Origin of the sequence: Roseovarius atlanticus, assembly GCF_001441615.1 — a bacterium.
In the GTDB taxonomy this organism is placed as follows: Bacteria; Pseudomonadota; Alphaproteobacteria; order Rhodobacterales; family Rhodobacteraceae; genus Roseovarius; species Roseovarius atlanticus.
Genome location: NZ_LAXJ01000039.1, coordinates 1 through 21,092, shown reverse-complemented (window position 1 = coordinate 21,092; position 21,092 = coordinate 1). Strand labels below are relative to the sequence as shown.

Sequence of the window (21,092 nt, the reverse complement as noted above, 5' to 3'; positions counted from 1 at the left end):
ACCAAAAGGCCTCGTGAGCCGCGCTGACGGCATCTTGGCAAGGAGGCCAGAAGTACCGCTGGAGCCGCAAGGAACAGGACACCCACCTTCACAGGCAGTGCCCTCAGCAAATCCGGTGGGATCGCACCCGCCGCAACGGCCATCCGCGCTTTCGGTGGGTTCCATCTGCGCCATAGCCGTGATTGACATACTGGCCGACGACATATCCGGCGCAGTCACTGCACCGAAGGTCAGCATGAGAATCAAAACAAGGCGAAAAACGCAGGTCATACAGTTACTGCTACAACCTTCCAGCAAGGGGAGGTCAAGTGACATTCTGTAACTTGGACGTGATACCCCTGTAGTGTATCCGCCTCAGACCTTCGCTACTGCCCTTCGCAGCCAGTTGCTCATGCAAAGGTTCATCAGTCCACTTGACGTTGGTCGACGTCAACTTGCCGTCGCAAATGAGGAAATGATATCCTCATGCTCGGTCAGCTTTTTTCGTGAGTATGAGTTTCCTCCCCATCTCTCGAATTACCGTGACCATAGAGATCGGCGTTCTGATGAGCGCGATCCTCGTGCTCGAATTCGAGGCTGGAATGGCTGATGCCGAATTCTCCCTTCAGCCGCTTCTTGATCGCGCTCTTGATCTCTTCAATCTTCGACCACCCCTCGGCTGCCACGACGACATGGCAGTCGAGCGCAGCCTCGTGCTCTTGCATTTGCCAGAGATGGACGTGGTGGACGTCGGCGACGCCTTCGACTTTCCGCATCGCTTCGACGACGGCCTCGTTGTCGATGTCCGGCGGGCTCCCGAGCATCAGGGTTCGGATTGGGCCGCCTATTTCAGTGAAAGACAGATACAGGATGTAGATGGCGATGCCGATGGTGATGGCAGGATCGACCCAACGCATGTCGTAAAGGATGATCAGCGACCCAGCGACGATAACCGCGACCGAAGCAAGCGCGTCCGACAGGTTATGCAGGAAAAGCGCGCGGATGTTCACGCTGCCCTTCTGCATCGAATAGGTCAGCATTGCGGTCAGCGTGTCGACCACAAGCGCAATTCCACCGAGAATGACGACGGTCCAACCCATGACTTCGGGTGGATCAATCATGCGCATGCCACCTTCGTAGATCAGGTAGAAGCCGATCAAAATCAGGGTGGTGTAGTTAACCAGGGCTGCGACGATTTCGACCCGACCATAGCCGAAGGTCATGCGCTCATCGGCTGGGCGGCGCGCGATCTTGCGTGCGGCGAAGGCAATGACAAGCGAGGCCATATCGGAAAAGTTGTGCAGCGCATCGGCGATCAGTGCCAGGCTGCCCGACAATATGCCCCCGACGATTTGCGCAACGGTAAGAAGCCCGTTCGCCCAGATCGCGATGGCAACCCGCCGATCGCCAGAATCCGGATCGATATGCGCGTGCCCGTGGTCATGTGGCATTGGCAGGCTCCTCATGCGCGTGTGTCGCGCGTCGGTCAGTCTTGAGGCGGTCGCTGCGGAAACCACGAACGCGCGCATTCATCCAGTGGCGTATGATATGACGGTAAAGGGCACCACGCAGCCATCCAAAGGATTGCTCATGGGACAAATAGAAGGCGTCCGGCGTATCAAACACGCCGAAATCCTGCACGATGCCGGTTTTCTGAATGTAGGTATCTTCTCCGTTCCAGGCGACGGGAGGCGCGCCAAGGCAATCCGTGCCCGCGCCATAACCGCAGAGACTGTCCGTGTCCGAGAAAGACGTTTGCAGGACTTTGAGGAAAGCGTCATCCAGGATGAAGCCTTCAAGGTTGATCCAGGCACCTTGAAATTCGATCTCGACCCATGAGTGGAGAATTTCCTGCGGAGCAAGCGGATACACCAGCTCAGGGACAACACCGCGCTGCAAGCCTTTGTGGATCGTAAACCCATGCAACCGGCAACGAATGCCGACACCACGCAGCAGCGCCATCAAGAGCGTGCCTTTGGTATTGCACTGCCCGTAGCCGTCGGAAAGCACTTCGAATGCGGGGATGTCGTCAGCACGATTGTATCCGAACGCGATTTCATTCCGAACGAAATCATGGGCAGCTCCGATCCGATCGTATTCGGATAAGCCGCGCCAGCTGCGGTTCTCAATTAGATGCGCAAGAGGCGCGGCATCAAAATCCAGTAGTTTGGTGGGTACAAGTAGGGGGTCGGTCATCTGCAACGGGTCGCTCCTCGAATCGTCTTGGAACAAGACTAATTGCTATAGTCACTATAGCTTCAACCCTTTCTTTCAGAAAGAATCTCCCGCAACTATTTGTCCGTGTGAACCGCTTTGTAGTGTTCGCCGTGTGCGTCGCGCAGGATGTCGATACCGCCCCAGGCCGCGATCCCGGCGACGATCACACCGACGACAAGGTCCGGCCAGTTGGTTCCTAGCCAGGCGACGAGGCCACCGGCCACGACGATCCCGAGGTTCGCGGCGAAATCGTTGTAACTGAAGGTGTTGGCCGCGCGGATGTTGACGTCCGGATTTTTGAGCTTAGCGAGCAGCCAAACGCAGACTGCGTTGATAGCCGCCGCGATCAGGGCCATTGCAATCATGATCGTCCCGAGCGGATCTGACCCACCGATGTAGCGGCGCCACGCATCGTAGAAGATGCCTGCAGCGAACAGGATCAGCAGCCCGCCGGAAACGTTCGCCGCCCCGCGTTTCCATTTGGCGGATCGGGACAAAGCGAAAAGGCTGATCGCGTAGACGAAGCTGTCGGAGAGGTTATCGAGCCCGTTGGCGATCAGGGCACTTGAGTCGCCGAAGGCGCCTGTTGCGAAAAAGGCCACGGCCAAACCGATATTGAGCGCCAGAACGATCCAAAGCGTCCGTCTCTCCATTAAATCTTGTCTAGCGGCCATTTTGTGGTTCCAGCTTGTGTTGTACGACACATTAACTTCTGCGGCTGATCTGCGTTCCAGCCGGAATGTTGGCTGAACTCCTTCAGGCCCCGATTTCCTCGTGTTCGGTCAAGCATTCCGAATGGTCCCGCAACACCTCAAGCACCTTGCAATCTCCCGTCCGCCCGCCGCTGCATTCGTGAACCATGCGTTTCAGTTCCGTGCGCAGCGCCTTCAGGCGGGCCATGCGCTGCTCCACCTGTTTGAGCTGGCGACGCGCGATGGCATCAGCCTCATCACAGGGCCGGTTGGGATGGTCGCTGAGGTCGAGCAGCTCGCGGATCGCATCAAGCGAGAAACCGAGTTGTCGCGAGTGGCGGATGAAGGACAGTCGATCAAGCTGTGCATTGTCGTAGCGCCTCTGTCCGCCTTCGGTCCTGCCAGGTTCGGGCATGAGTCCGATCTGTTCGTAGTACCGGATGGTCTGCACTTTTGTGCCAGTCTTCTTTGACAGAGTACCGATCGTGAGCATTTTCGCCTCCATGAAAAAGATACAGTTTGTGTAGGTTTTGCCGTCGGAATAAACAAGTGTCGGATTCACAGACGCGTGAGTTCAAGCTATACCATGATTTCGTGCTTGAACCTCTAGCGGCTAGAGGATGTATCCGCACAGGCAATAAGAATAAAAATCAGGCGAACAGGATTGTCCCTTACATCGGCACAGAAGTTTCTTTGGGTTTTGGCAGGCGTGGCAGCGCTTGCCTTCGTATGGCTTTTGCTTTGGTCCGATTATCGTGCCGATAGCGCCCGAAATGACGCCGAGCCGCCTTTTTTCGCTGAGTTCGAACTGACGGACCACCAGGGTATGGTTCAAACCGAGGAGGACTTTGCGGGGCGCTGGATGCTGGTTTTTTTCGGCTTTACCAACTGCCCCGACGTCTGCCCGACGACCCTATCTGAGGTCGCGGCGGTGATGGACGGTCTGGGCGACGATGCCGCCAAGGTCCAGCCGATTTTCATAACAATCGACCCTGAACGAGACACGCCCCCAGCACTCGCCGAATACGTCCCGCTGTTCGATGCGGGCATCATCGGGCTGACGGGCACGCCGGAACAGATCGCCGCGACGTCCGAGACGTTTCCAATCTTCTTTGAGCGCGTCGAAGAGGCCGCAGCGCCGGATGGTTACACGATGGGCCACACGTCGCATCTGTTCCTCTTCGACCCCGAGGCAGGCTTCGCCGACTCGTGGCCCTACGGCACCTCCGCCGAAGAGATCCTCGTCGACCTGGAAGAGAGGATCTGACCGAAATGAACCGTATCTCCGGAGAAACAGCCCTCGGGCTGGCGTGGATCATCGCGCTCGTCGCCTCGCTTGCCGTGCTTTTCATCGGCGAGGTGCTGGGGCAGACGCCCTGTGTGCTGTGCTGGTTCCAGCGCGCCTTCATGTTCCCCTTGGCCATTGTCCTCGGGCTCGGCCTTTGGTGGCGGGACGGCCGCGTGGGGCGCTACGGCATCGCATTGGCGCTTGGCGGCGGCGCAATCGCCCTCTGGCACATGGGGCTGTACGTCGGTCTTGTTCCCGAACGCATCCAGCCCTGCACGGCCACCGGCCCCTCTTGCACCGATGACAACCAACTGGTCTTCGGCATCCCGATCCCGCTGATGGCGCTCGCCACCTTCGCGCTGATCGGGGCGCTGTCGGCCCTTTCATTGAAGGACACACGAACATGAACCGACGCGGCCTGATCCTGTCCGTTCTCGCTGTCGGCGTCGCCGGTTTCGGCGGAGCCACCTGGTTTGCAACCCGCCCCGGCCCGGTGGCCGAAGCGGAGCCCGTTGCTCCGGAACTTGCGGACGCGGTGATCCGCCCCTACTCGCCCATCCTCGGGCCTGCGGATGCGCCCGTCACGATCGTCGAATTCTTCGATCCGGCCTGCGAGGCCTGTCGCGCCTTTCATCCCATCGTGAAGGACATCATGGCCGAGCATGGGGATGCTGTCCGCGTCGTGATCCGCTACACGCCCTTCCACGGCGCGGCATCCGAGGAAGCCATCCGTGTGCTCGAGGCGGCGCGCATGCAGGACGTTTACGAGCCGGTGCTTGAGGCCGTTCTGCGGGAGCAGCCGAGATGGGCGTCGCACGGTGCCCCGGAACCCGGCCTGATCCTTCAGATCGCCGCCACGGCCGGGCTCGATGCAGACGCCGCGCGCACGCAAATGCTGGCACCGGATGTCGTAGCAATTCTGAACCAGGATCGTGCCGACGTCGAGACCGTGGGAATTCGCCAGACGCCCACATTCTTCGTGAACGGCACGCCGCTCGATCCATTCGGAGAGGCAGAATTGCGTCGCCTAGTGGCCGCCGAAGTCGCTGCCGCGCAAAGCTGAATGGAAAGGGCAGGATCAGAACTATGAAAAAGTATATTTTGACCAGCACACTGGCGGCGCTTTTGACCCTTGGAGGGCTCTCGGTGCCCGCGCTGGCCGGACCCGAGGATGTGGTCGTCGAGAACGCGTGGTCCCGCGCCTCCATCGGGATGAACCGTCCCGGGGCCGCTTACATGACGATTCGCAACACTGGCGACGAGCCAGTGACGCTGATCGGCCTTACAACACCGCTCGCGATGATGCCCGAAATCCACGAGACGAAGACAAATGCCGAAGGTGTGAGTTCCATGAGCCCGGCGGGGGAGATCGCGATCGCCCCGGGCGAGAGCGTCGCGCTCGAATCGGGGGGCCTGCACGCAATGCTGATGCGGCTACAAGAACCGATGACGGAAGGGGACACCTTTCCGCTGACCCTGCTTTTCGACGACGGAGGCGAGGTGACGGTCGAGGTGCCGATCCTCGGCATCGCCGCGCGGGGGCCAGAGGACTGATGCGGCGACGGGCGATCCTGGGGTATGGTGCGCCTGGTGTCGGGGCGGTCGCCCTGATGCTCTTCGTCGGTTGGTGGCAGGTCGATGGCCCCGGTGGACCTGAGCCTATCGGGCAGCGGCCAGTGGCTCTGACCGCGATGGATTTCCGTCTGACGGATCATGAGGGCAACGCGGTCGGGCCGGAAACCCTGATCGGGCGACCGACGATGGCGTTCTTCGGCTTCACCTACTGTCCCGATGTCTGCCCGACCACGCTCTCGGACATTTCGGGATGGCTCGACGATCTGGGAGACGAGGCCGACGAGATGAACGTGGTTTTCATCACGGTCGATCCCGAGCGCGACACTGTCGAAACGATGGCCGAATATGTCGGCTACTTCCATCCGGCGATTCGCGGCTGGACGGGGCCGGAGGAGCAGATAGCGCGCGTCGCGGACGGCTTCCACGCCACCTACGAAAGGGTGCCGACGGAGAGCGGCGATTACACGATGAACCACAGCGCGAGCGTCTTCCTGTTCGCAGCCTCTGGGCGGTTTGTCATCATGATCGACTATCACGAACCCAGAGAATTCGCGGTGCCGAAAATTCGCCGCGCGCTGGAAGAAGAAACGGAGGGGGCGACATGAGGCTCAGAACTATGGCGGCTTGTGTCGCAATTGCGGGGATGGTTTCGGGAGCGGCTATCGCCCTCTCTGATTTCATGTCGAAAGAACCCGTGCCGCCGGAACTTGCCTCGGCAGGTAAATGGATGCCCCAAGGTCCTGAAGCTCCCCAAAACGTTGACATCCTCGTGACGCTGCCCGCGACGGCATGGGCAGAAGATGCACCCGACCTCGGCCCCCTGCCCCTTCTGCAGGTCGCGTTTGCCGACAGGCCCGTGCAGGCGATCGAGCCACCCCTGTCGACATGGTCGCGCGACATTGCACCTGGCGAGACGCTCGATTTCTTGCTGTCTGAAGCTGGTCTTGCAGCACCTGACAGAGCCGAAGTTGCCCTCGCGCTTGGCGCGGAATACGATCTGCGACGGCTGCGGCCGGGGCACTCGGTCACTGTTGCTTCGACCGTGGACGGCAGCCCCCGCACCGTCTCACTCGCCGTCGAGGACGGTGTGCGGATCGAGGTGGTTTTCGGCGAGCAGTTGTCTGCGCAGGTCGTGGCTCCGGATCCGGAGATCGTAACCCTTGCCGGCGAAGCCGTGATCGACAGCTCGATCTTCGCGGCACTCGACGAAGCCGGCATACCCGCCCGTTTTTCCGTGGACCTTGCGCAGATGCTGGGTGGGACCGTGGATTTCCGCCGCGAGATGGCCGGCGGCGAAACACTAAGGCTTCTCTGGCGCGAGGCGCGGGTCGGCGAGGACAGGATCGGACAGCCCGATCTCGCCTTCGCCGCACTGGAGATCGGCGGTTCGCTTTACGAGATCGTATGGCCAGACGACGGCAGCGGTCAGGCGACGATCTACGTCGATGGCGAGGTGCTGCGCGTCTTCGCACAGCCGGTCGAGGGTGCGCGCCTCAGCTCGGTGTTCGGACGCCGCACGCATCCGGTCTTTGGCAACGTCCGGATGCACACCGGCGTCGATTTCGCAGCGGCACGTGGGACACCGGTTCAATCGACGGCACCGGGGCGGGTCAGTTTCATCGGCTGGCGAGGCGGCTATGGTCGAGTGGTCGAAATCGCCCACGGCTCCGACACCATGACGCGCTATGCGCATCTGAGCGCCGTGCCGGATGGCCTGGCACAAGGCCAACGCGTTGCGGCGGGAGATGTGATCGGCCGCGTCGGCGCGACTGGCACGGCGACAGGTCCGAACCTACACTACGAAGTCCTCGTGGATGGGCGCCCGACTGACCCCCTCTCTGACGACCGGCTCGCCGAAGCAGCCGAGAGCGAAGCAGATGATACCGCCGCGCTCTCGCGTCTGGCCGAGGCGCGCGCGCTTCTGAATCAAAACCTCGGCAGCGAGATTGCCGAAACGACAACCGAAAGGCTCTGACCCATGAAACGCATGACCCAAGCTCTGGCAATCACCCTCGCCCTGTTACCAGCGGCCCAGGTCCTCGCAGAGGCAACGGCGATCGAGGTCCGCAAGACGAACGGTTGCGGCTGTTGCCTGTCTTGGATGAACCATCTCGAAGAAAACGGGTTTGCGCCGACGGGCGAGAACATGTTCGGTGGGTCGCTGGTTCGCTTCAAGCTCGACAACGGCGTGCCGCAGCGCATGGTCTCCTGCCACACCTCGCTCATTGATGGCTACGTGATCGAAGGCCATGTCCCGGCCGCTGACATCCGCCGCATTCTCGAGGAGCGCCCGGACGCCGTCGGCCTCGCCGTTCCGGGGATGCCCTATGGCTCGCCCGGCATGGGGCCAGAAGACGACCGCGAGGCCTATGATGTCTTCCTCATCCGCAAGGACGGGTCGACGGAAGTCTTTTCGAGCTACGCCGAAGGATAATCTGGCCCGCCCATGGATAATCTGTCTCCGATAATGCTCGGCTTTCTCGGAAGTCTCGCTGCCGGTTCGCTCACGGCAGTCGGAGCAGCTCCCGTGCTGTTTGGGCGCATCCCGTCCCGGGCCACGCGCGATCTGTCGCTCGGCTTCGCTGCCGGTGTCATGCTGTCAGCCTCGTTCTTTTCGCTGATCATCCCGGCATTGGATGCGGCAGAGCCAATGTTCGAGAACGGCGCGATGCCTGCGGCCATCGTGTGCGTCTCGATCCTTCTGGGCATGGGGGCTGTCGCCCTGATGAACGAAAAGCTGCCGCACGAGCACTTCAAGACAGGACGCGAAGGGCCCGAAGCGGCGCCTTTGCGGCGGGTCTGGCTGTTCATCATCGCGATCACGATCCACAACTTCCCCGAAGGCCTTGCGGTTGGGGTCGGCTTCGGATCCGGAGGTATGGAGGGCGGTCTGCCGCTTGCTGTCGGAATCGGGCTTCAGAATGCGCCCGAAGGATTGGCCGTCGCTGTATCTCTGCTGGGCGAGGGATATCTGAAGCTGCGCGCCTGGGGCATCGCGGCGCTGACGGGCATGGTCGAGCCGATTGGCGGCCTGCTCGGGGCCGGGATCATCACACTGTCGGAACCGCTGCTTCCATGGGGTCTGGCCTTTGCCGCGGGCGCAATGCTCTACGTTATCAGCCACGAAATCATCCCCGAAACCCATCGCAGCGGCCATCAGAACAGGGCAACGCTCGGTCTCGCAGTCGGGCTCGTTCTGATGCTGTTCCTCGATGTCTGGTTGGGGTGAGCCAATGCCAACAAACAAAGTATCTCCGGTGATCGGCGTCTTTGCGGCGCTTGCAGCGTTCGCGATTGATCAGATCATAAAAGCCATTGTCATTGCGAATGCCGCCACTCTAAGCGCCGGGGTCCCGGTGTTTCCGGGATTCAACCTCGTCTTTTATCGTAATGACGGCGTGACTTTCGGGATGCTGGGCGGCGCGCCGTGGTGGAGCCTCATCGCTCTCGCTCTTGCCATCTGTGTTTGGCTAGGGGTTATGCTGTTTCGCGCCGACAATGTGGTCGAAACACTTGCCTATGGCGCGATCATTGGCGGAGCTTTGGGTAATGTCATCGATCGTGTGCGGTATCGGGCCGTAACAGACTTTCTCGATTTCTATATTGGCACAACACATTGGCCTGCCTTCAACATGGCCGATGTATTTGTCGTCAGTGGCGTGGGGCTCTTGCTCGCTGCGCCATGGATCAGCGTGCGGCGTCCGATCAAATCGTGAAGCCGGAAATTCTGAACCGCATAGCACTGCTCCACCGTTTGCTTTCGCGGATGACGCTTGGTTTCGTCGCCGGGGCGCTGACCGTTCTGACTTTCCCGCCTTTCTCGCTTCTCCTGCTTGTTCCCGTTGCCTATTCCGCGTTGTTTGTCGGTCTTCGCGGTCTCTCCTTCGGGCGCGCTTTCCTCGTCGGCTGGGCGTTTGGTCTTGGCCAGTTCGGTTTCGGGATTTCGTGGATTGCAGAGAGTTTCTACGTCGAGGGCGAGCGGTTCGGGGCGATGGCGATCCCGGCCGTCGCGGGATTGTCCGCAGGTCTCGCAATTTTCCCAGCCATTGCCGCAGCGCTCTTCGCCGAAATCGCGCGGCGCGGAGCCATGGGCAGTCTCTTGGCCTGCCTCGTGTTCGCGACCTCCTGGACCGTGGCAGAGTGGTTGCGTGGTCACGTTCTGACGGGGTTTCCCTGGAACCTCGCCGGCTACGCACTTGTAGACTACGCCGCCCTTCGCCAGACCGCCGCCTGGGTCGGAAGCTATGGGCTAAGCTTTCTCACCGTGTTCGTCGCGGCACTTCCCGGCGCGGCTGTCATGACGTCCGGGCGGCAACGATTGACCGTTTCGCTCATGGCGCTGGCCGGCATCGCGACGATGTGGGCTGTCGGCACGCTTCGCCTCCAGTCGGATGCACAACAGCCACCCGGTGTCGACCTGCGCATCGTCCAGGGCAACATTCCACAAGAGGAGAAATGGGCGCCCGAGAACCGCGAGGCGACCTTCGCGCGCTATCTTGAGCTTTCAACCCAGCCCGGCGATTTCGACGTTCTTCTTTGGCCGGAAACCGCCTTTCCGGGTTTCCTCGATGAGGATACGGAGGCACGGGATCGCATTGCCGCTGCGCTACCAGACGGCAGGGTGCTGCTCACCGGTGTGCCGGACCGTGTACCGAGCGAAGATGGCACCCGATATTTCAACACGGTCCAGGCTTTTGGCGCGACCGGCAGAATCCTGACCGGATACGCGAAACACCATCTCGTACCCTTCGGCGAATATGTGCCATTCCGTGGCTGGTTGCCCATCGAGCGGCTCACGGCGGGTCTGGGCGATTTTACGCCCGGACCGGGCCCGCGAACGCTTGCGCTTCCGGGTGTGCCGCTGGTCGCCGTGGCGATCTGCTATGAGATCATCTTCCCAGGTCATGTAGTCGACGACCTGTTCCGACCCGACTGGATCTTCAACGCGACAAACGATGCCTGGTTTGGCAGCAGCATCGGACCTGAGCAGCATCTGGCTTCCGCACGCATGCGCGCCATAGAGGAAGGCCTTCCTGTCATTCGAGCCGCGAATACAGGCATCTCTGCGGTCATCGACGCGAACGGAGAGATCGTTGCGCGGCTCGAGACCGGCGAAACGGGCATCATCGACGCTAGTCTGCCCTCCGCGCGGCCGCCGACACTCTACGCGAGCTTCGGGGACTGGATGCTGCTGGCGCTCATCTTGGCTTCGTGGAGCTGGGCAATGGCGACCAATGCGACGGCGCGCTATCGCCGCATGAGAAACACCGTCATGCAAAGATGTGGATAGGTGTTCCGTCCTTCACCATTGCATAGATGTCCTCGATCTGCCGATCTGTGACCGCGATGCAGCCAGCTGTCCAGTCGCGGACGTCCGTTGGGTCGATGCCGGGTCGTGGACCACCATGGATGAAGATGTCGCCCCCGGGGGATCGGCCCTGCGCCTCGGCAAAAGCGATGTCGGCCTCATTCGGATAAGAGATGCCAATCGAAAGATGGTAGGTGCTGTTGGGGTTTCGCTTATCGACTATGTAGGTGCCCTCCGGAGTCCGACCGTCTCCCTCGAATTGCTTGTGACCCTCGGGCGCGAAACCCAGTCCGACCGGATAGGTTTGCAATACGGGATCAACTCCGTCCAGAACAAGCAAGCGCTGCCCCTTGTAGAGCCGAACACGGGTCACCTCGGGTCCGCCATAGCTGCGGAACTTGCTGGCACAGCCGGACAAAAACGGTGCCACCCCGCCCAACAGGACGGCGCGGCGGGGAAATCGGATGGTTTTCACTGCTCGATGCCTCTTTCGTGAGGTCTGATATGGACATTACGTTACCTTGCAAATGCTGCCTGATCAATGTCCGTGGGCAAGCGCGGCTTTTGTCATCTGTGGACCAACCTGTTCACCGCCGGACGGCGGCGCCTTGGCCTCTCGGCTGTTCAGCAGGCGCAGGGCGTTGGCCACCACCAGCAATGACACTCCTACGTCGGCTGCAATAGCGCCCCACATCGATGCCACTCCGAACGCAGTAGCGACGACGAAAACGCCCTTGGTCGCCAAGGAAATACCGATGTTCTGATGGATAATCGACATTGTCCGGCGCGAATGACCGATCAGCCAAGGCACCTTGCCGAGGTCGTCGGTCATAAGGGCAATATCCGCCGTCTCGATTGCCGCGTCCGAACCAACAGCACCCATCGCGATGGCGTAATGCGCACGCGCCATGGCGGGGGCGTCGTTCACCCCGTCGCCGATCATGGCCACCATGTCATGCGTTTCGACCAGTTCTTCGATGGCAGTCACCTTGTCTTCGGGCAGAAGCTCGGCACGGACCTCGTTGATGCCGACCTCGGCTGCAACGGCGCGCGCTGTCCGCTCGTTGTCGCCCGTCAACATGACGATGGTCTTCACGCCTTGCGCGTGGAGCTGTGCCACGATGCCCTTGGCGTCGGGGCGGATACGGTCGCGCAATTCCAGGATGCCGGTCACGCCGGTGTCGTCGCCCACGGCAACAAGGGTGCTGCCAGCCCCTTCGATGCGGTCGCGCAAATCCTTCGGAATGGCGTCGCCGAAACCCTTCTCCTCGGCAAACCGGTCCGACCCCAGCCAGATCGAACGGCCGTCTGTGCGTCCTTCAAGTCCCCTGCCGGGAACGGTTCGGGTATCTTCCGCGGCGGACACCTTGATGCCGTCGGCTTCGGCCCGCGCGAGAATGGCACGCGCCAAGGGATGCGAGGAACGTGCCTCCAGCCCAGCGGCGAGGGTCATCAGATCTTGCGCCGATGCTTTGCCCAGCGGATGCACCGCCGCCACCTCGGGCTCGCCCATGGTGATCGTGCCGGTCTTGTCCATGGCCAATGCAGTGGTCTTGCCCGGTGCCTCTACATAGGCACCACCCTTGATGAGTACACCCGCCCGTGCCGAAGTGGTGAGTGCGGCGACGATGGAGACAGGGGTCGAGATAACCAGAGCACATGGGCAGGCGATCACCAGCAGCACGAGTGCGTTGTAAAACCAATAATCCCAGACCCCACCGAAAAGGAGCGGCGGCAGCAAGGCAATTGCAATGGCGAGCGCCATGACGATAGGCGTGTAGATGCGGGCGAACTTCGCCACCCACTGCTCCACCGGCGCGCGGCGGGCATGGGCGTCACCGACCATGCGGATGATCTTGGCCAACACGGTATCCGAGGCGGCCTTCGTGGCGCGCACCATCAGTGTGCCTTCGCCGTTGATCGTACCGGCATAGACTTCGTCGCCCCGTTCCTTTGGGACCAGCGCACTCTCTCCGGTGATTGGCGCCTGATCGACGGCCCCTGCCCCATCGACAACCTCACCATCCAATGGGATGCGGTCTCCGCCGCGCACGACGAAACGTGCGTTGATAGCAACCGCAGAAGCCGGAACGTCCGCTTCCGAGCCGTCATCATTAAGAACTCTTGCCGTCGGCGGCGCCAGGTCGAGCAGAGCTGAAACCGCATTCCTCGCACGCCCGACGCTCCAGCTTTCGAGGTAGAGCGAGAGCGAGAAGAAGAACGCGACCGTCGCCGCCTCGAAAAATTCGCCGAGGCCAATTGCACCCGCGACTGCGACGACCATGAGCAGGTTCATGTCGGGCGACAGCCGCCGTGCGGACGACCATGCCTTGGGCGCCACGAGCCAAACACCGAACAGGATCGCAACCGCGAATAACCCTGCCTCGACCAGTGGCATCGGCGCTTCGCCGTGCCCTGCGAAGAGGCCGAGTGCCCCCCCCATGCCGGTCTCGATGATGTGCCACAGAAATCCCGCGGCCCAGAAGCCGCCGCTGAGCGCCGTAAACAGCCGCTGGCGTGCAAGATGGGCCGCCTGGTCGACCGACGCGTTTTCGGCATCCCAAGGCTTGGCGGTCATGCCGGTGCTTGCGACCAGTTCTGCAATTTCGCCGTCCGATACACTCTTGGCGCTGTCGAGAATAGTCATCCGTCCATTGATCACGTCGAACGCAAGATGTTCGGCCCCGCCGATCTTCGGGCCGACCACCTTGTTCAGGATTGCTACCTCCTCGGCGCAATCGAGGCCGGACACCTGAAAACTGCGCCCGCCCGCTGGCGCGGGGGTCGCCGGAACGGTGTCGCCGCACGTTCCGGCGCTCCCGCAGCAGCTGCCGCCGCTTGTCTGGGCATCTTCGGCGTGATCATGGTCGTGACGATGGGTGTCGGACGGCATGAATGGACCTCTGGATTCGGGTGCTTTACCATGACATAGCCCCTACAGTAGCTAGAGCTTCAAGAGCAAAATACGGTGGTATTTCAGTTTGATTTATTGCTAGAGGATGCGGTGACCGGCTCCATCACGCCTTGAGGCGGTGATGTCACGTTAACTGCCCTATTGTTGTTCGCGTCGCGATTTCTTCTTATCTGACTGCAATGCAGACATCGGCTATCAGCTACAAGCGCCATCGCTTTCCATCCCAGATTATCGCTCACGCGGTCTGGCTCTACATGCGCTTCAACCTAAGCCTGCGTGAGGTTGAGGAGATGTTGCTCGAGCGCGGAATTGATGTGTCCTACGAAACCATCAGGCGCTGGACGGTCAAATTCGGGCCTCAGATCGCCCAGAATCTGCGACGGAGGCAAGCCCGTCCGGGTGATGTTTGGCATATGGACGAAGTCGTCGTGAAGATTGCCGACAGGTCATTCTGGCTCTGGCGCGCGGTCGATCAACATGGGGTTGTGCTGGATGAAATCCTCCAGTCCAGTCGGAATAAGCCGGCTGCGAAACGTCTGATGCTCAGACTTCTCAAGCGTCATGGCTTCGTGCCAAAACGGATTATAACGGACAAGCTGCGATCCTATGGCGCTGCCAAGCGCGACGTAGCGCCCGGTTTGGATCATTGGTCGCACAAGGGCCTGAATAATCGCGCAGAGAACAGCCACCTGCCGTTTCGAAAGCGGGAACGGGTGATGCAAGGACACCGATCACCCGGCGGCTTGCAGCGCTTCGTGTCTGTTCACTCAGCAACCCGAAACTGCTTCTTTGTCCCATCCTGCCGCCGCACAGCCTTAACCATCCGCTTCCATCGGTTGCAGGCACTTGATGTCTGGAAAACGGCTGCGAACATCGCTTGATCCCACTAACGCGATGCCTTCGCCGATTGCCGACAGGTTAACGTGACAACACCGTCGAAATCGAGATCGGCATGGTGCATGCGGTGCAGCCGCCATAGGGCCGGGATCGCGTGGAACATCACGTGCTGAAAGTAAATCGCGAGGTCCAGCAGCAGCATGGAGACAATCACGGCGATCCAGTCAGGGATATCGAGAACGTTGAACAGGCCCCAGCCGCGCTCTTCCGCCAGAACGGCAAGGCCAACGGCGAGGATCGGGAAGGTTAGACGCAGGATCGCTGTATCGATCACGACGAGCGCGAGGTTGTTGGTCCAGCGGATCACGCGCGGAATGTCCCGACGACGGCGGGGTGCCGCGATTTCCCAGAGCGCCATTGCCCCAAGGATCCCGAGGAACGCCGTGAGGCGAATGGCCGGTTCAAACTCAAGTATCGTTTCAATCATCGTCCAAGCTCCTCCAACTCGAGCTGAATCTAGGGTTTCATCGTGATCTATCCAACGGTGAACTGGCCCATCATTCCGCGATCTTCGTGTTCGAGGATGTGACAGTGGTACATGAACGGAGCCTCTGCCGTGGCGGGCTTGTCGAAACGGACGAGAATTTCAGTGGGCCCGTCGACGTGAACCACGTCCTTGAGGCCGGTCAGTTGCGGATCGACGGCCTGTCCGCCCGCATGCGTCACGAGGAACGAGGCCCCATGCACGTGGAAGGGATGGGCCATCATGTCAGCGTTGATCCGCCAGCGTTCGGTTTCGCCCAAAGGGACATGGAAATCTATGCGGCCCATGTCATATGAGGCGCCGTTGATGCCCATGGACTGACCCGAGCGGCCAAAGAGGTTGTTCATCATACTGCCCATCATGCCGCGAGAATGGATATTCAGGGTGAAGTCACGGGTCCGGACCGGCGCGCCAAGATCGCGCAACTGGGCGGGCAGGCGCGCGGGCAAGGCGTCTGGCGTCACCAAGGCCTGTCCTGAAACCTCGATCGACAGAATGTCGAGCGTGCCCGACGGGCCGGAGCCTCCGCCCATCATGCCGCCCATGGACCCGCCACCCATCATCCCAGCCGCGATGTCGGCAGACACGAGCCGCACAGCACGGCTATCGGAGAAATCGACGACGATTTCGGCACGTTCGCCGGGCGACAGGTGCAAGCCGGTCACCGCATGCGGTGTAGGCAGAAGCCCGCCGTCGCTGGCAATCTGATGGAACCGGCGGCCATCCGAGAAGCTAAATTCGTAAGTGCGGGCATTGGACCCATTCAAAAGACGGAACCGCACCAGACCGGCGGGCACGGTCACTTTCGGGTGCAGTGTCCCATTGACCAGAATGTCGCTGCCCTGAAACCCCGCCATCTGGTCCATGTGGCCAAGGTCGTAGGTCATTACTCCGCGCCGGAACAGGCGGTCCTGAACAATGAGCGGTATGTCATCTTCGCCATAGGTTTGGGGCAGTGGAACGTCGATCGCCGGGTCGTCCAGCAGGATCATCCCCGCTAGGCCGCGATAGACCTGATTGGCGGTCTGTCCGTGGACATGGCTGTGATACCACAGCGTCGCTGCAGGGTGATCCACCGGAAGTTCAGGCGCCCATGTCTCGCCGGGACCGAACGCAAGTTGCGGACCGCCATCAAGGTCACCGGGAAGGTGCATGCCGTGCCAGTGCGCGGTGATCGGCATGTCGGTGCTATTCTCCACTGAAATCCTCGCGGCGCGGCCCCTTACGAAGCGCAATGTCGGGCCAAGGTAGTCTTGTGAGAACCCAAGCGTCGGCGACGCGACGCCAGCGTAGAATGCCCGTGTGGCGGCATGCGCAGTCAGCGTGTTCCCGGCGATGCCATCCACGTCCATCAGCGGTGGGATCGGCAAGGGTGCGCCCGTTTCTGCCGCGATCGCACGGCGGGTCAGCAGCATCGGTGTGGCTAGGGTCGCGCCAGCCGCTGCACCGGCAATGATGAACTGTCGTCGTTTCATGGGTTTGTCCTTTCGCGGCGGAGGCCGCTTCTTTGAAGAATGCGTTAGATCCACCTGCGCAATACGCTGACGCGGATGGGCTCGGCGAACGTCGAGGAGCTCACGGCACACAACATCAAAGTCATAGTGTCGTCCGGCGCAAGCGCAGCGCGTTGAGTACCACGGAAATGGACGAGGCGCTCATGGCGAAAGCGGCGAACATCGGGCTGATGAGGATGCCGAAGAACGGGTAGAGCAGGCCTGCGGCGATGGGCACACCTGAAGCATTATAGATCAGCGCGAAGAACAGGTTCTGGCGGATGTTGCGCATGGTGACGCGGGCCAGGCGGCGGGCGCGCACGATGCCGTCGAGGTCGCCTTTTACCAGCGTAATACCGGAACTTTCGATGGCCACATCGGCCCCGGTGCCCATGGCAATGCCAACATCCGCCTGCGCGAGGGCAGGGGCGTCGTTGACACCGTCACCGGCCATGGCAACCTTGGCCCCGCTTTCTTGCAGATCGCGGACGATCTTCGCCTTGTCTTCGGGCAGGACATCGGCGCGGACCTCGTCGATGCCGAGGCGGTCGGCCACGGCCTTGGCGGTGCGTTCGTTGTCGCCGGTGGCCATGATGATGCGGAACCCCAGATCGTGCAGCGCCTTGAGTGCGTCGGGCGTGGTGTCCTTGATCGGATCGGACACCGCGACGAGACCGACCAGCGCATCTTCGACAACGACGAACATCACCGTTTCGCCTTCATCCCGGCGGATGTTGGCCACGTCGCTTAATGGTCCGGTTTCAAGGCCAAGATCCTCAACCAGCTTGCGGTTACCCAGCGCGACGGATTTCCCATCAACGGTACCGCGAACGCCTTTGCCGGTCACGGCCTCGAAGCCGTCGGCCTTAGCCATATCCACACCACGCTCTTCAGCACCGCGCACGATGGCCTCGGCCAACGGGTGTTCTGAGCCGCGCTCAAGTGATGCGGCAAGGCGGAGAACCTCAGCCTCGTCATGGCCATCCTCGGGCAGGACCGCGACGAGGCGCGGTTTGCCCATGGTCAGCGTCCCCGTCTTGTCGACGATCAGCGTGTCGACTTTCTCAAACCGCTCAAGCGCCTCGGCATTCTTGATCAGCACGCCGGCCTGTGCGCCGCGACCCGTGGCCGTCATGATCGACATCGGCGTGGCCAGGCCAAGCGCGCAGGGGCAGGCGATGATCAGGACCGCGACGGCAGCAATCAAGGCATATGACAGAGCAGGGGCGGGGCCCCAGACCGCCCACGCCACAAAGGCCAGAATGGCGATTACGATGACGGCCGGAACGAAGTAACCTGCGACCTTGTCTGCGTATTTTTGGATCGGCGCACGAGACCGCTGCGCGTTGGAGACCATTTCTACGATCTGGCTGAGCATCGTGTCCGAGCCGACGCGCGTGGCTTCGACGATCAGCGATCCGGTGCCGTTGATCGTGGCCCCTGTGACGGTGTCGCCTTCGACCTTTTCAACGGGAATGGGTTCGCCGGTGATCATGCTTTCGTCGATAGAGGAGCGACCCTCGGCGACGACGCCATCGACCGGCACTTTGTCGCCGGGGCGCACGCGCAAACGGTCACCTACGACCACATCTTCGAGCGCTATTTCTTCTTCGCTGCCATCATCGCGGATAACACGCGCGGATTTGGCCGCCATGTCCAGTAGCGCACGGATTGCCTTTCCGGTGCCTTCGCGGGCGCGCAGTTCCATCACCTGACCCAGAAGGACAAGTGTGACGATCACTGCCGCGGCCTCGAAATAGACACCAACATGGCCTTGTTCATCACGGAAACCATCGGGGAATATATCCGGGACAAGGACTGCAACAACACTGAACAGCCATGCGGCCATAACGCCCATCGCGATGAGCGAGAACATGTTGAGGTTCATCGTGCGGAACGAATTCCAGCCGCGGACAAGGAACGGCCAGCCACACCACCAGACCACGGGTGTACCGAGTATCAGTTCGATCCAGAGCGTGCCGCGCTCTCCGAAAATCTCTCTTACGCCGGGAAACCCAACGAAAGGCCCCATGGTGAAGACCAGAAGTGGGATCGACAGGATCGTGCCGACCCAGAACCGCCGGGTGAAATCGACCAGTTCGGGATTCGGGCCGTCCTCGTCCATGGCGGCACTTTCCAGTTCAAGCCCCATGCCGCAGATCGGGCAGGAGCCCGGGTGGGTCTGACGGACTTCGGCGTGCATCGGGCAGGTGTAGACCGCCCCATCGTGGTCTTCCGGCACGGTATCGTATTTGCCGTCTGCTGGCGCGGAACCGGCTGCATGGGCATGACCGGCGTGGCCGTGATGGTGACAGTCGGCTTCGGATGCCGACACTTCATCCTGCGGGACAAGGTGCATCCCGCATTTCGGGCAATCGCCGGGTTCGTCGGACACGACCTCGGGGTGCATCGGGCAGGTATAGACCTGTGGCTGGGATGATGCGTCTGGATGGTTCATGGTGAAACCTTTCTGAATTAGGTGAATTCGGACAGTCGCCCGGACTTGCGTTTTTTGCTGACGAGGGCCGCGATCAAGGAAAGACCGGAAACAACGCCGAGGACGGCAATCGTCCAAAGGACGGATTCTGAATCGCCCGTCATCGCGATCGCCCCCATGTGTGCCAGGAAGAAACTGGCGGGGATGATGCCGGCCAGCGTTGCAATGGCGAAGCGCCAGAAGTGCAAGGCACTAAGACCAGCCGCGTAGCTGATAAGGTCGAATGACAGGAACGGTAGGAGGCGGCTGACGAAGACGATCAATGTCAGCATGTTTTGTGAGCCGAGAAGCGCCCAACGAGATGTGTCTCCAAAAAACCGTGCAACGAAAGGATGGCCCAGTTTGCGGGCCAGCGTGAAGGCGATGAGCGCACCAAGTTCAGCACCGATCACGACAAGCACGGCCCCGACCCAATGTCCGTAGGCCGCACCCGCCGCCAAAGCGATCGGGGCAGAAGGCAGAGGGCTTGCAACGATAGCGACTGTCATCAGAGTGACGACGACAACCGGACCCAACAGGCCCGCGGCGTCAATCCAATTTTCAAGATCAGCACGGGTCGGAAGCGTCAGGTTCAGAAGGTCGGGCCGCGCAATGACGACAATGCCCCCGATCAGGGCGACGAGGAGGACGACACGGAACATCTGGATCAAATCAGCGGGGCAATGAGGAAGACGGAGGCCATCAGCGCAAAACCGTAGATTGTTTGAGGCGCAGACCAACGCAAAAGCAGAGCCTTTGTGCCGAACCGTGCCAGTTTTGCCTCGCCAAACGGATCAATCGCAGGCGGCCTGATAGAAATTGTGCTATTCGAGTGGCGGAGTTGGTATTTCACGATTCTACAGCCCTTTCCGAAGCCTTGTTTGTCATACTTCCTCCTGAGATAGGGGTTCCACTGACTGGAAGGTCAAGTCGCGGAAGTGTCATAGTTACAAATTGCGACAAAGCGGTTCTGGTTCAGGAATGTCCGAGGTCCGTAACGTGGCGCCAACGATCGTCGTAATTGACGCAGGCCCCAAAGAAAGCACCATGTAAATCGACGGATCGTAGCGGGCCTTGACTAGGAGACGGAATGACATTTTTGACGCGCCGGGCGGCTGTTCTTACTTCATTGGCTGCAGCTACGCTGCCGAATCTAACCTTTGCGCATGCATATGCCCTTCCGGATCGGTTTCTTCCTCAATTGGTGAATACCTATCGCACCGACTGGGTGCCCGGATCGGTCCATGTCGTTCCTGATGACTTCTTTTTGTACTTCATGTTGGAAGACGGAATGGCGATCCGCTACGGCGTGGGTGTCGGTCGAGAAGGGTTGTACGAAGCAGGTTCATTCAATGTTGCGCGCAAGGCCGAGTGGCCGCGTTGGCGTCCGACAAATGCAATGATCCGCCGGGAGCCTGAAAAGTATGCGCGGTTTGCCGATGGCGTTCCCGGTGGCCCTGGCAATCCACTGGGAGCAAGAGCACTATATCTTTATGATGATGATGGACGGGATACTTACTTGCGCATCCACGGAACAAACGAGCCACGGACAATCGGATTTGCCGTTTCAAATGGATGTGCGCGATTGACCAATGACCATGTATCCGATCTTTATGATCGGGTTCAGATCGGAGCGCGGGTGCATCTGTATCCAAAAACTGCGTCAAGCTGAAGTAAAGGCGGTCCTGAGATGAACGAGCCCCCCAGAATGTGAATGGGCAAAAATATCAGAATTAAAGGCTCTGCCTCAATCTGTGTGGCGGAACGGT

The 21,092-nt window shown here is 60.6% G+C and carries 22 protein-coding genes; 12 read left to right on the top strand and 10 right to left on the bottom strand.

Annotation, left to right across the window (positions count from 1 at the left end; genetic code table 11):
* Positions 1-473: 473 nt before the first annotated feature.
* The 4 genes from XM53_RS21890 to XM53_RS21875 all read right to left on the bottom strand — a co-directional run bounded on the left by XM53_RS21890 (position 474) and on the right by XM53_RS21875 (position 3,381).
* Positions 474-1,430 (bottom strand): cation diffusion facilitator family transporter, encoded by a 957-nt coding sequence (locus XM53_RS21890; protein ID WP_057796924.1) that lies wholly within the window; start codon positions 1,428-1,430, stop codon positions 474-476.
* Positions 1,420-2,175 (bottom strand): transglutaminase-like domain-containing protein, encoded by a 756-nt coding sequence (locus XM53_RS21885; protein WP_057796937.1) that lies wholly within the window; start codon positions 2,173-2,175, stop codon positions 1,420-1,422. The genes XM53_RS21890 and XM53_RS21885 overlap by 11 nt, the downstream gene beginning before the upstream one ends.
* Before the next feature lie 95 nt (positions 2,176-2,270).
* The gene (locus tag XM53_RS21880) at positions 2,271-2,849 is read right to left on the bottom strand and encodes a cation transporter (protein WP_057796923.1); all 579 of its coding nucleotides are present in this window, start codon (positions 2,847-2,849) and stop codon (positions 2,271-2,273) included.
* 103 nt (positions 2,850-2,952) lie between these two features.
* Positions 2,953-3,381, bottom strand: coding sequence for a MerR family transcriptional regulator (locus tag XM53_RS21875; protein ID WP_013959865.1), 429 nt, complete (start codon positions 3,379-3,381; stop codon positions 2,953-2,955).
* Between the two features lie 207 nt (positions 3,382-3,588).
* Here XM53_RS21875 and XM53_RS21870 point away from each other — a divergent pair, with 207 nt between their 5' ends.
* From XM53_RS21870 to lnt, 10 genes are read left to right on the top strand one after another with little or no spacing between them, the layout of a single operon-like run.
* Positions 3,589-4,155 carry an SCO family protein gene (locus XM53_RS21870; RefSeq protein ID WP_057796922.1) on the top strand — a complete coding sequence of 189 codons (567 nt, stop codon included), beginning with the start codon at positions 3,589-3,591 and terminating at the stop codon, positions 4,153-4,155.
* A gap of 5 nt (positions 4,156-4,160) precedes the next feature.
* Positions 4,161-4,583 (top strand): disulfide bond formation protein B, encoded by a 423-nt coding sequence (locus XM53_RS21865; protein WP_057796921.1) that lies wholly within the window; start codon positions 4,161-4,163, stop codon positions 4,581-4,583.
* Positions 4,580-5,239 (top strand): DsbA family protein, encoded by a 660-nt coding sequence (locus XM53_RS21860; RefSeq protein WP_057796920.1) that lies wholly within the window; start codon positions 4,580-4,582, stop codon positions 5,237-5,239. The genes XM53_RS21865 and XM53_RS21860 overlap by 4 nt, the downstream gene beginning before the upstream one ends.
* Positions 5,240-5,262: 23 nt before the next feature.
* Positions 5,263-5,730 (top strand): copper chaperone PCu(A)C, encoded by a 468-nt coding sequence (locus tag XM53_RS21855; RefSeq protein WP_057796919.1) that lies wholly within the window; start codon positions 5,263-5,265, stop codon positions 5,728-5,730.
* Positions 5,730-6,356, top strand: coding sequence for an SCO family protein (locus tag XM53_RS21850; RefSeq protein WP_057796918.1), 627 nt, complete (start codon positions 5,730-5,732; stop codon positions 6,354-6,356). Before XM53_RS21855 ends, XM53_RS21850 begins: the two co-directional genes overlap by 1 nt.
* Positions 6,353-7,726, top strand: coding sequence for a M23 family metallopeptidase (locus XM53_RS21845; protein WP_057796917.1), 1,374 nt, complete (start codon positions 6,353-6,355; stop codon positions 7,724-7,726). Before XM53_RS21850 ends, XM53_RS21845 begins: the two co-directional genes overlap by 4 nt.
* Positions 7,727-7,729: 3 nt before the next feature.
* Positions 7,730-8,185: a DUF411 domain-containing protein gene (locus XM53_RS21840; protein WP_057796916.1), complete on the top strand. Its 456-nt coding sequence runs from the start codon at positions 7,730-7,732 to the stop codon at positions 8,183-8,185.
* Positions 8,186-8,197: 12 nt separating this feature from the next.
* The gene (locus XM53_RS21835) at positions 8,198-8,980 is read left to right on the top strand and encodes a ZIP family metal transporter (RefSeq protein ID WP_057796915.1); all 783 of its coding nucleotides are present in this window, start codon (positions 8,198-8,200) and stop codon (positions 8,978-8,980) included.
* A 28-nt stretch (positions 8,981-9,008) separates the two neighbouring features.
* A complete protein-coding gene (gene lspA / locus XM53_RS21830) occupies positions 9,009-9,467 on the top strand; it encodes a signal peptidase II (protein ID WP_057796914.1) in 459 nt (152 codons plus the stop codon).
* On the top strand, positions 9,434-11,041 hold the full coding sequence (lnt, locus tag XM53_RS21825) for an apolipoprotein N-acyltransferase (protein WP_057796913.1): 1,608 nt from the start codon (positions 9,434-9,436) through the stop codon (positions 11,039-11,041). Before lspA ends, lnt begins: the two co-directional genes overlap by 34 nt.
* Here lnt and XM53_RS21820 read toward each other — a convergent pair.
* Positions 11,022-11,534: a L,D-transpeptidase family protein gene (locus XM53_RS21820; protein ID WP_057796912.1), complete on the bottom strand. Its 513-nt coding sequence runs from the start codon at positions 11,532-11,534 to the stop codon at positions 11,022-11,024. The genes lnt and XM53_RS21820 overlap by 20 nt on opposite strands.
* Before the next feature lie 63 nt (positions 11,535-11,597).
* Entirely contained in the window at positions 11,598-13,952 is a 2,355-nt protein-coding gene (locus XM53_RS21815) for a heavy metal translocating P-type ATPase (RefSeq protein WP_057796911.1), read from the bottom strand.
* 200 nt (positions 13,953-14,152) lie between these two features.
* On the opposite strand from XM53_RS21815, the gene XM53_RS21810 reads away from it, so the two are divergent.
* Complete coding sequence (locus tag XM53_RS21810; protein ID WP_057796910.1) at positions 14,153-14,854, top strand: IS6 family transposase; 702 nt, start codon at positions 14,153-14,155, stop codon at positions 14,852-14,854.
* 5 nt (positions 14,855-14,859) lie between these two features.
* On the opposite strand, the gene XM53_RS21805 is transcribed toward XM53_RS21810, so the two are convergent.
* The 4 genes from XM53_RS21805 to XM53_RS21790 form a co-directional block, all read right to left on the bottom strand.
* Positions 14,860-15,297 carry a sterol desaturase family protein gene (locus XM53_RS21805; RefSeq protein WP_236544610.1) on the bottom strand — a complete coding sequence of 146 codons (438 nt, stop codon included), beginning with the start codon at positions 15,295-15,297 and terminating at the stop codon, positions 14,860-14,862.
* Positions 15,298-15,344: 47 nt separating this feature from the next.
* Positions 15,345-16,829 (bottom strand): multicopper oxidase family protein, encoded by a 1,485-nt coding sequence (locus tag XM53_RS21800; protein ID WP_144435653.1) that lies wholly within the window; start codon positions 16,827-16,829, stop codon positions 15,345-15,347.
* A gap of 121 nt (positions 16,830-16,950) precedes the next feature.
* Positions 16,951-19,305 carry a copper-transporting P-type ATPase gene (locus XM53_RS21795; RefSeq protein WP_172977595.1) on the bottom strand — a complete coding sequence of 785 codons (2,355 nt, stop codon included), beginning with the start codon at positions 19,303-19,305 and terminating at the stop codon, positions 16,951-16,953.
* Between the two features lie 17 nt (positions 19,306-19,322).
* Complete coding sequence (locus XM53_RS21790) at positions 19,323-19,985, bottom strand: TVP38/TMEM64 family protein (RefSeq protein ID WP_057796909.1); 663 nt, start codon at positions 19,983-19,985, stop codon at positions 19,323-19,325.
* A 428-nt stretch (positions 19,986-20,413) separates the two neighbouring features.
* Here XM53_RS21790 and XM53_RS22870 point away from each other — a divergent pair, with 428 nt between their 5' ends.
* On the top strand, positions 20,414-20,995 hold the full coding sequence (locus XM53_RS22870; protein WP_082631181.1) for a L,D-transpeptidase: 582 nt from the start codon (positions 20,414-20,416) through the stop codon (positions 20,993-20,995).
* Positions 20,996-21,092 lie beyond the last annotated feature (97 nt).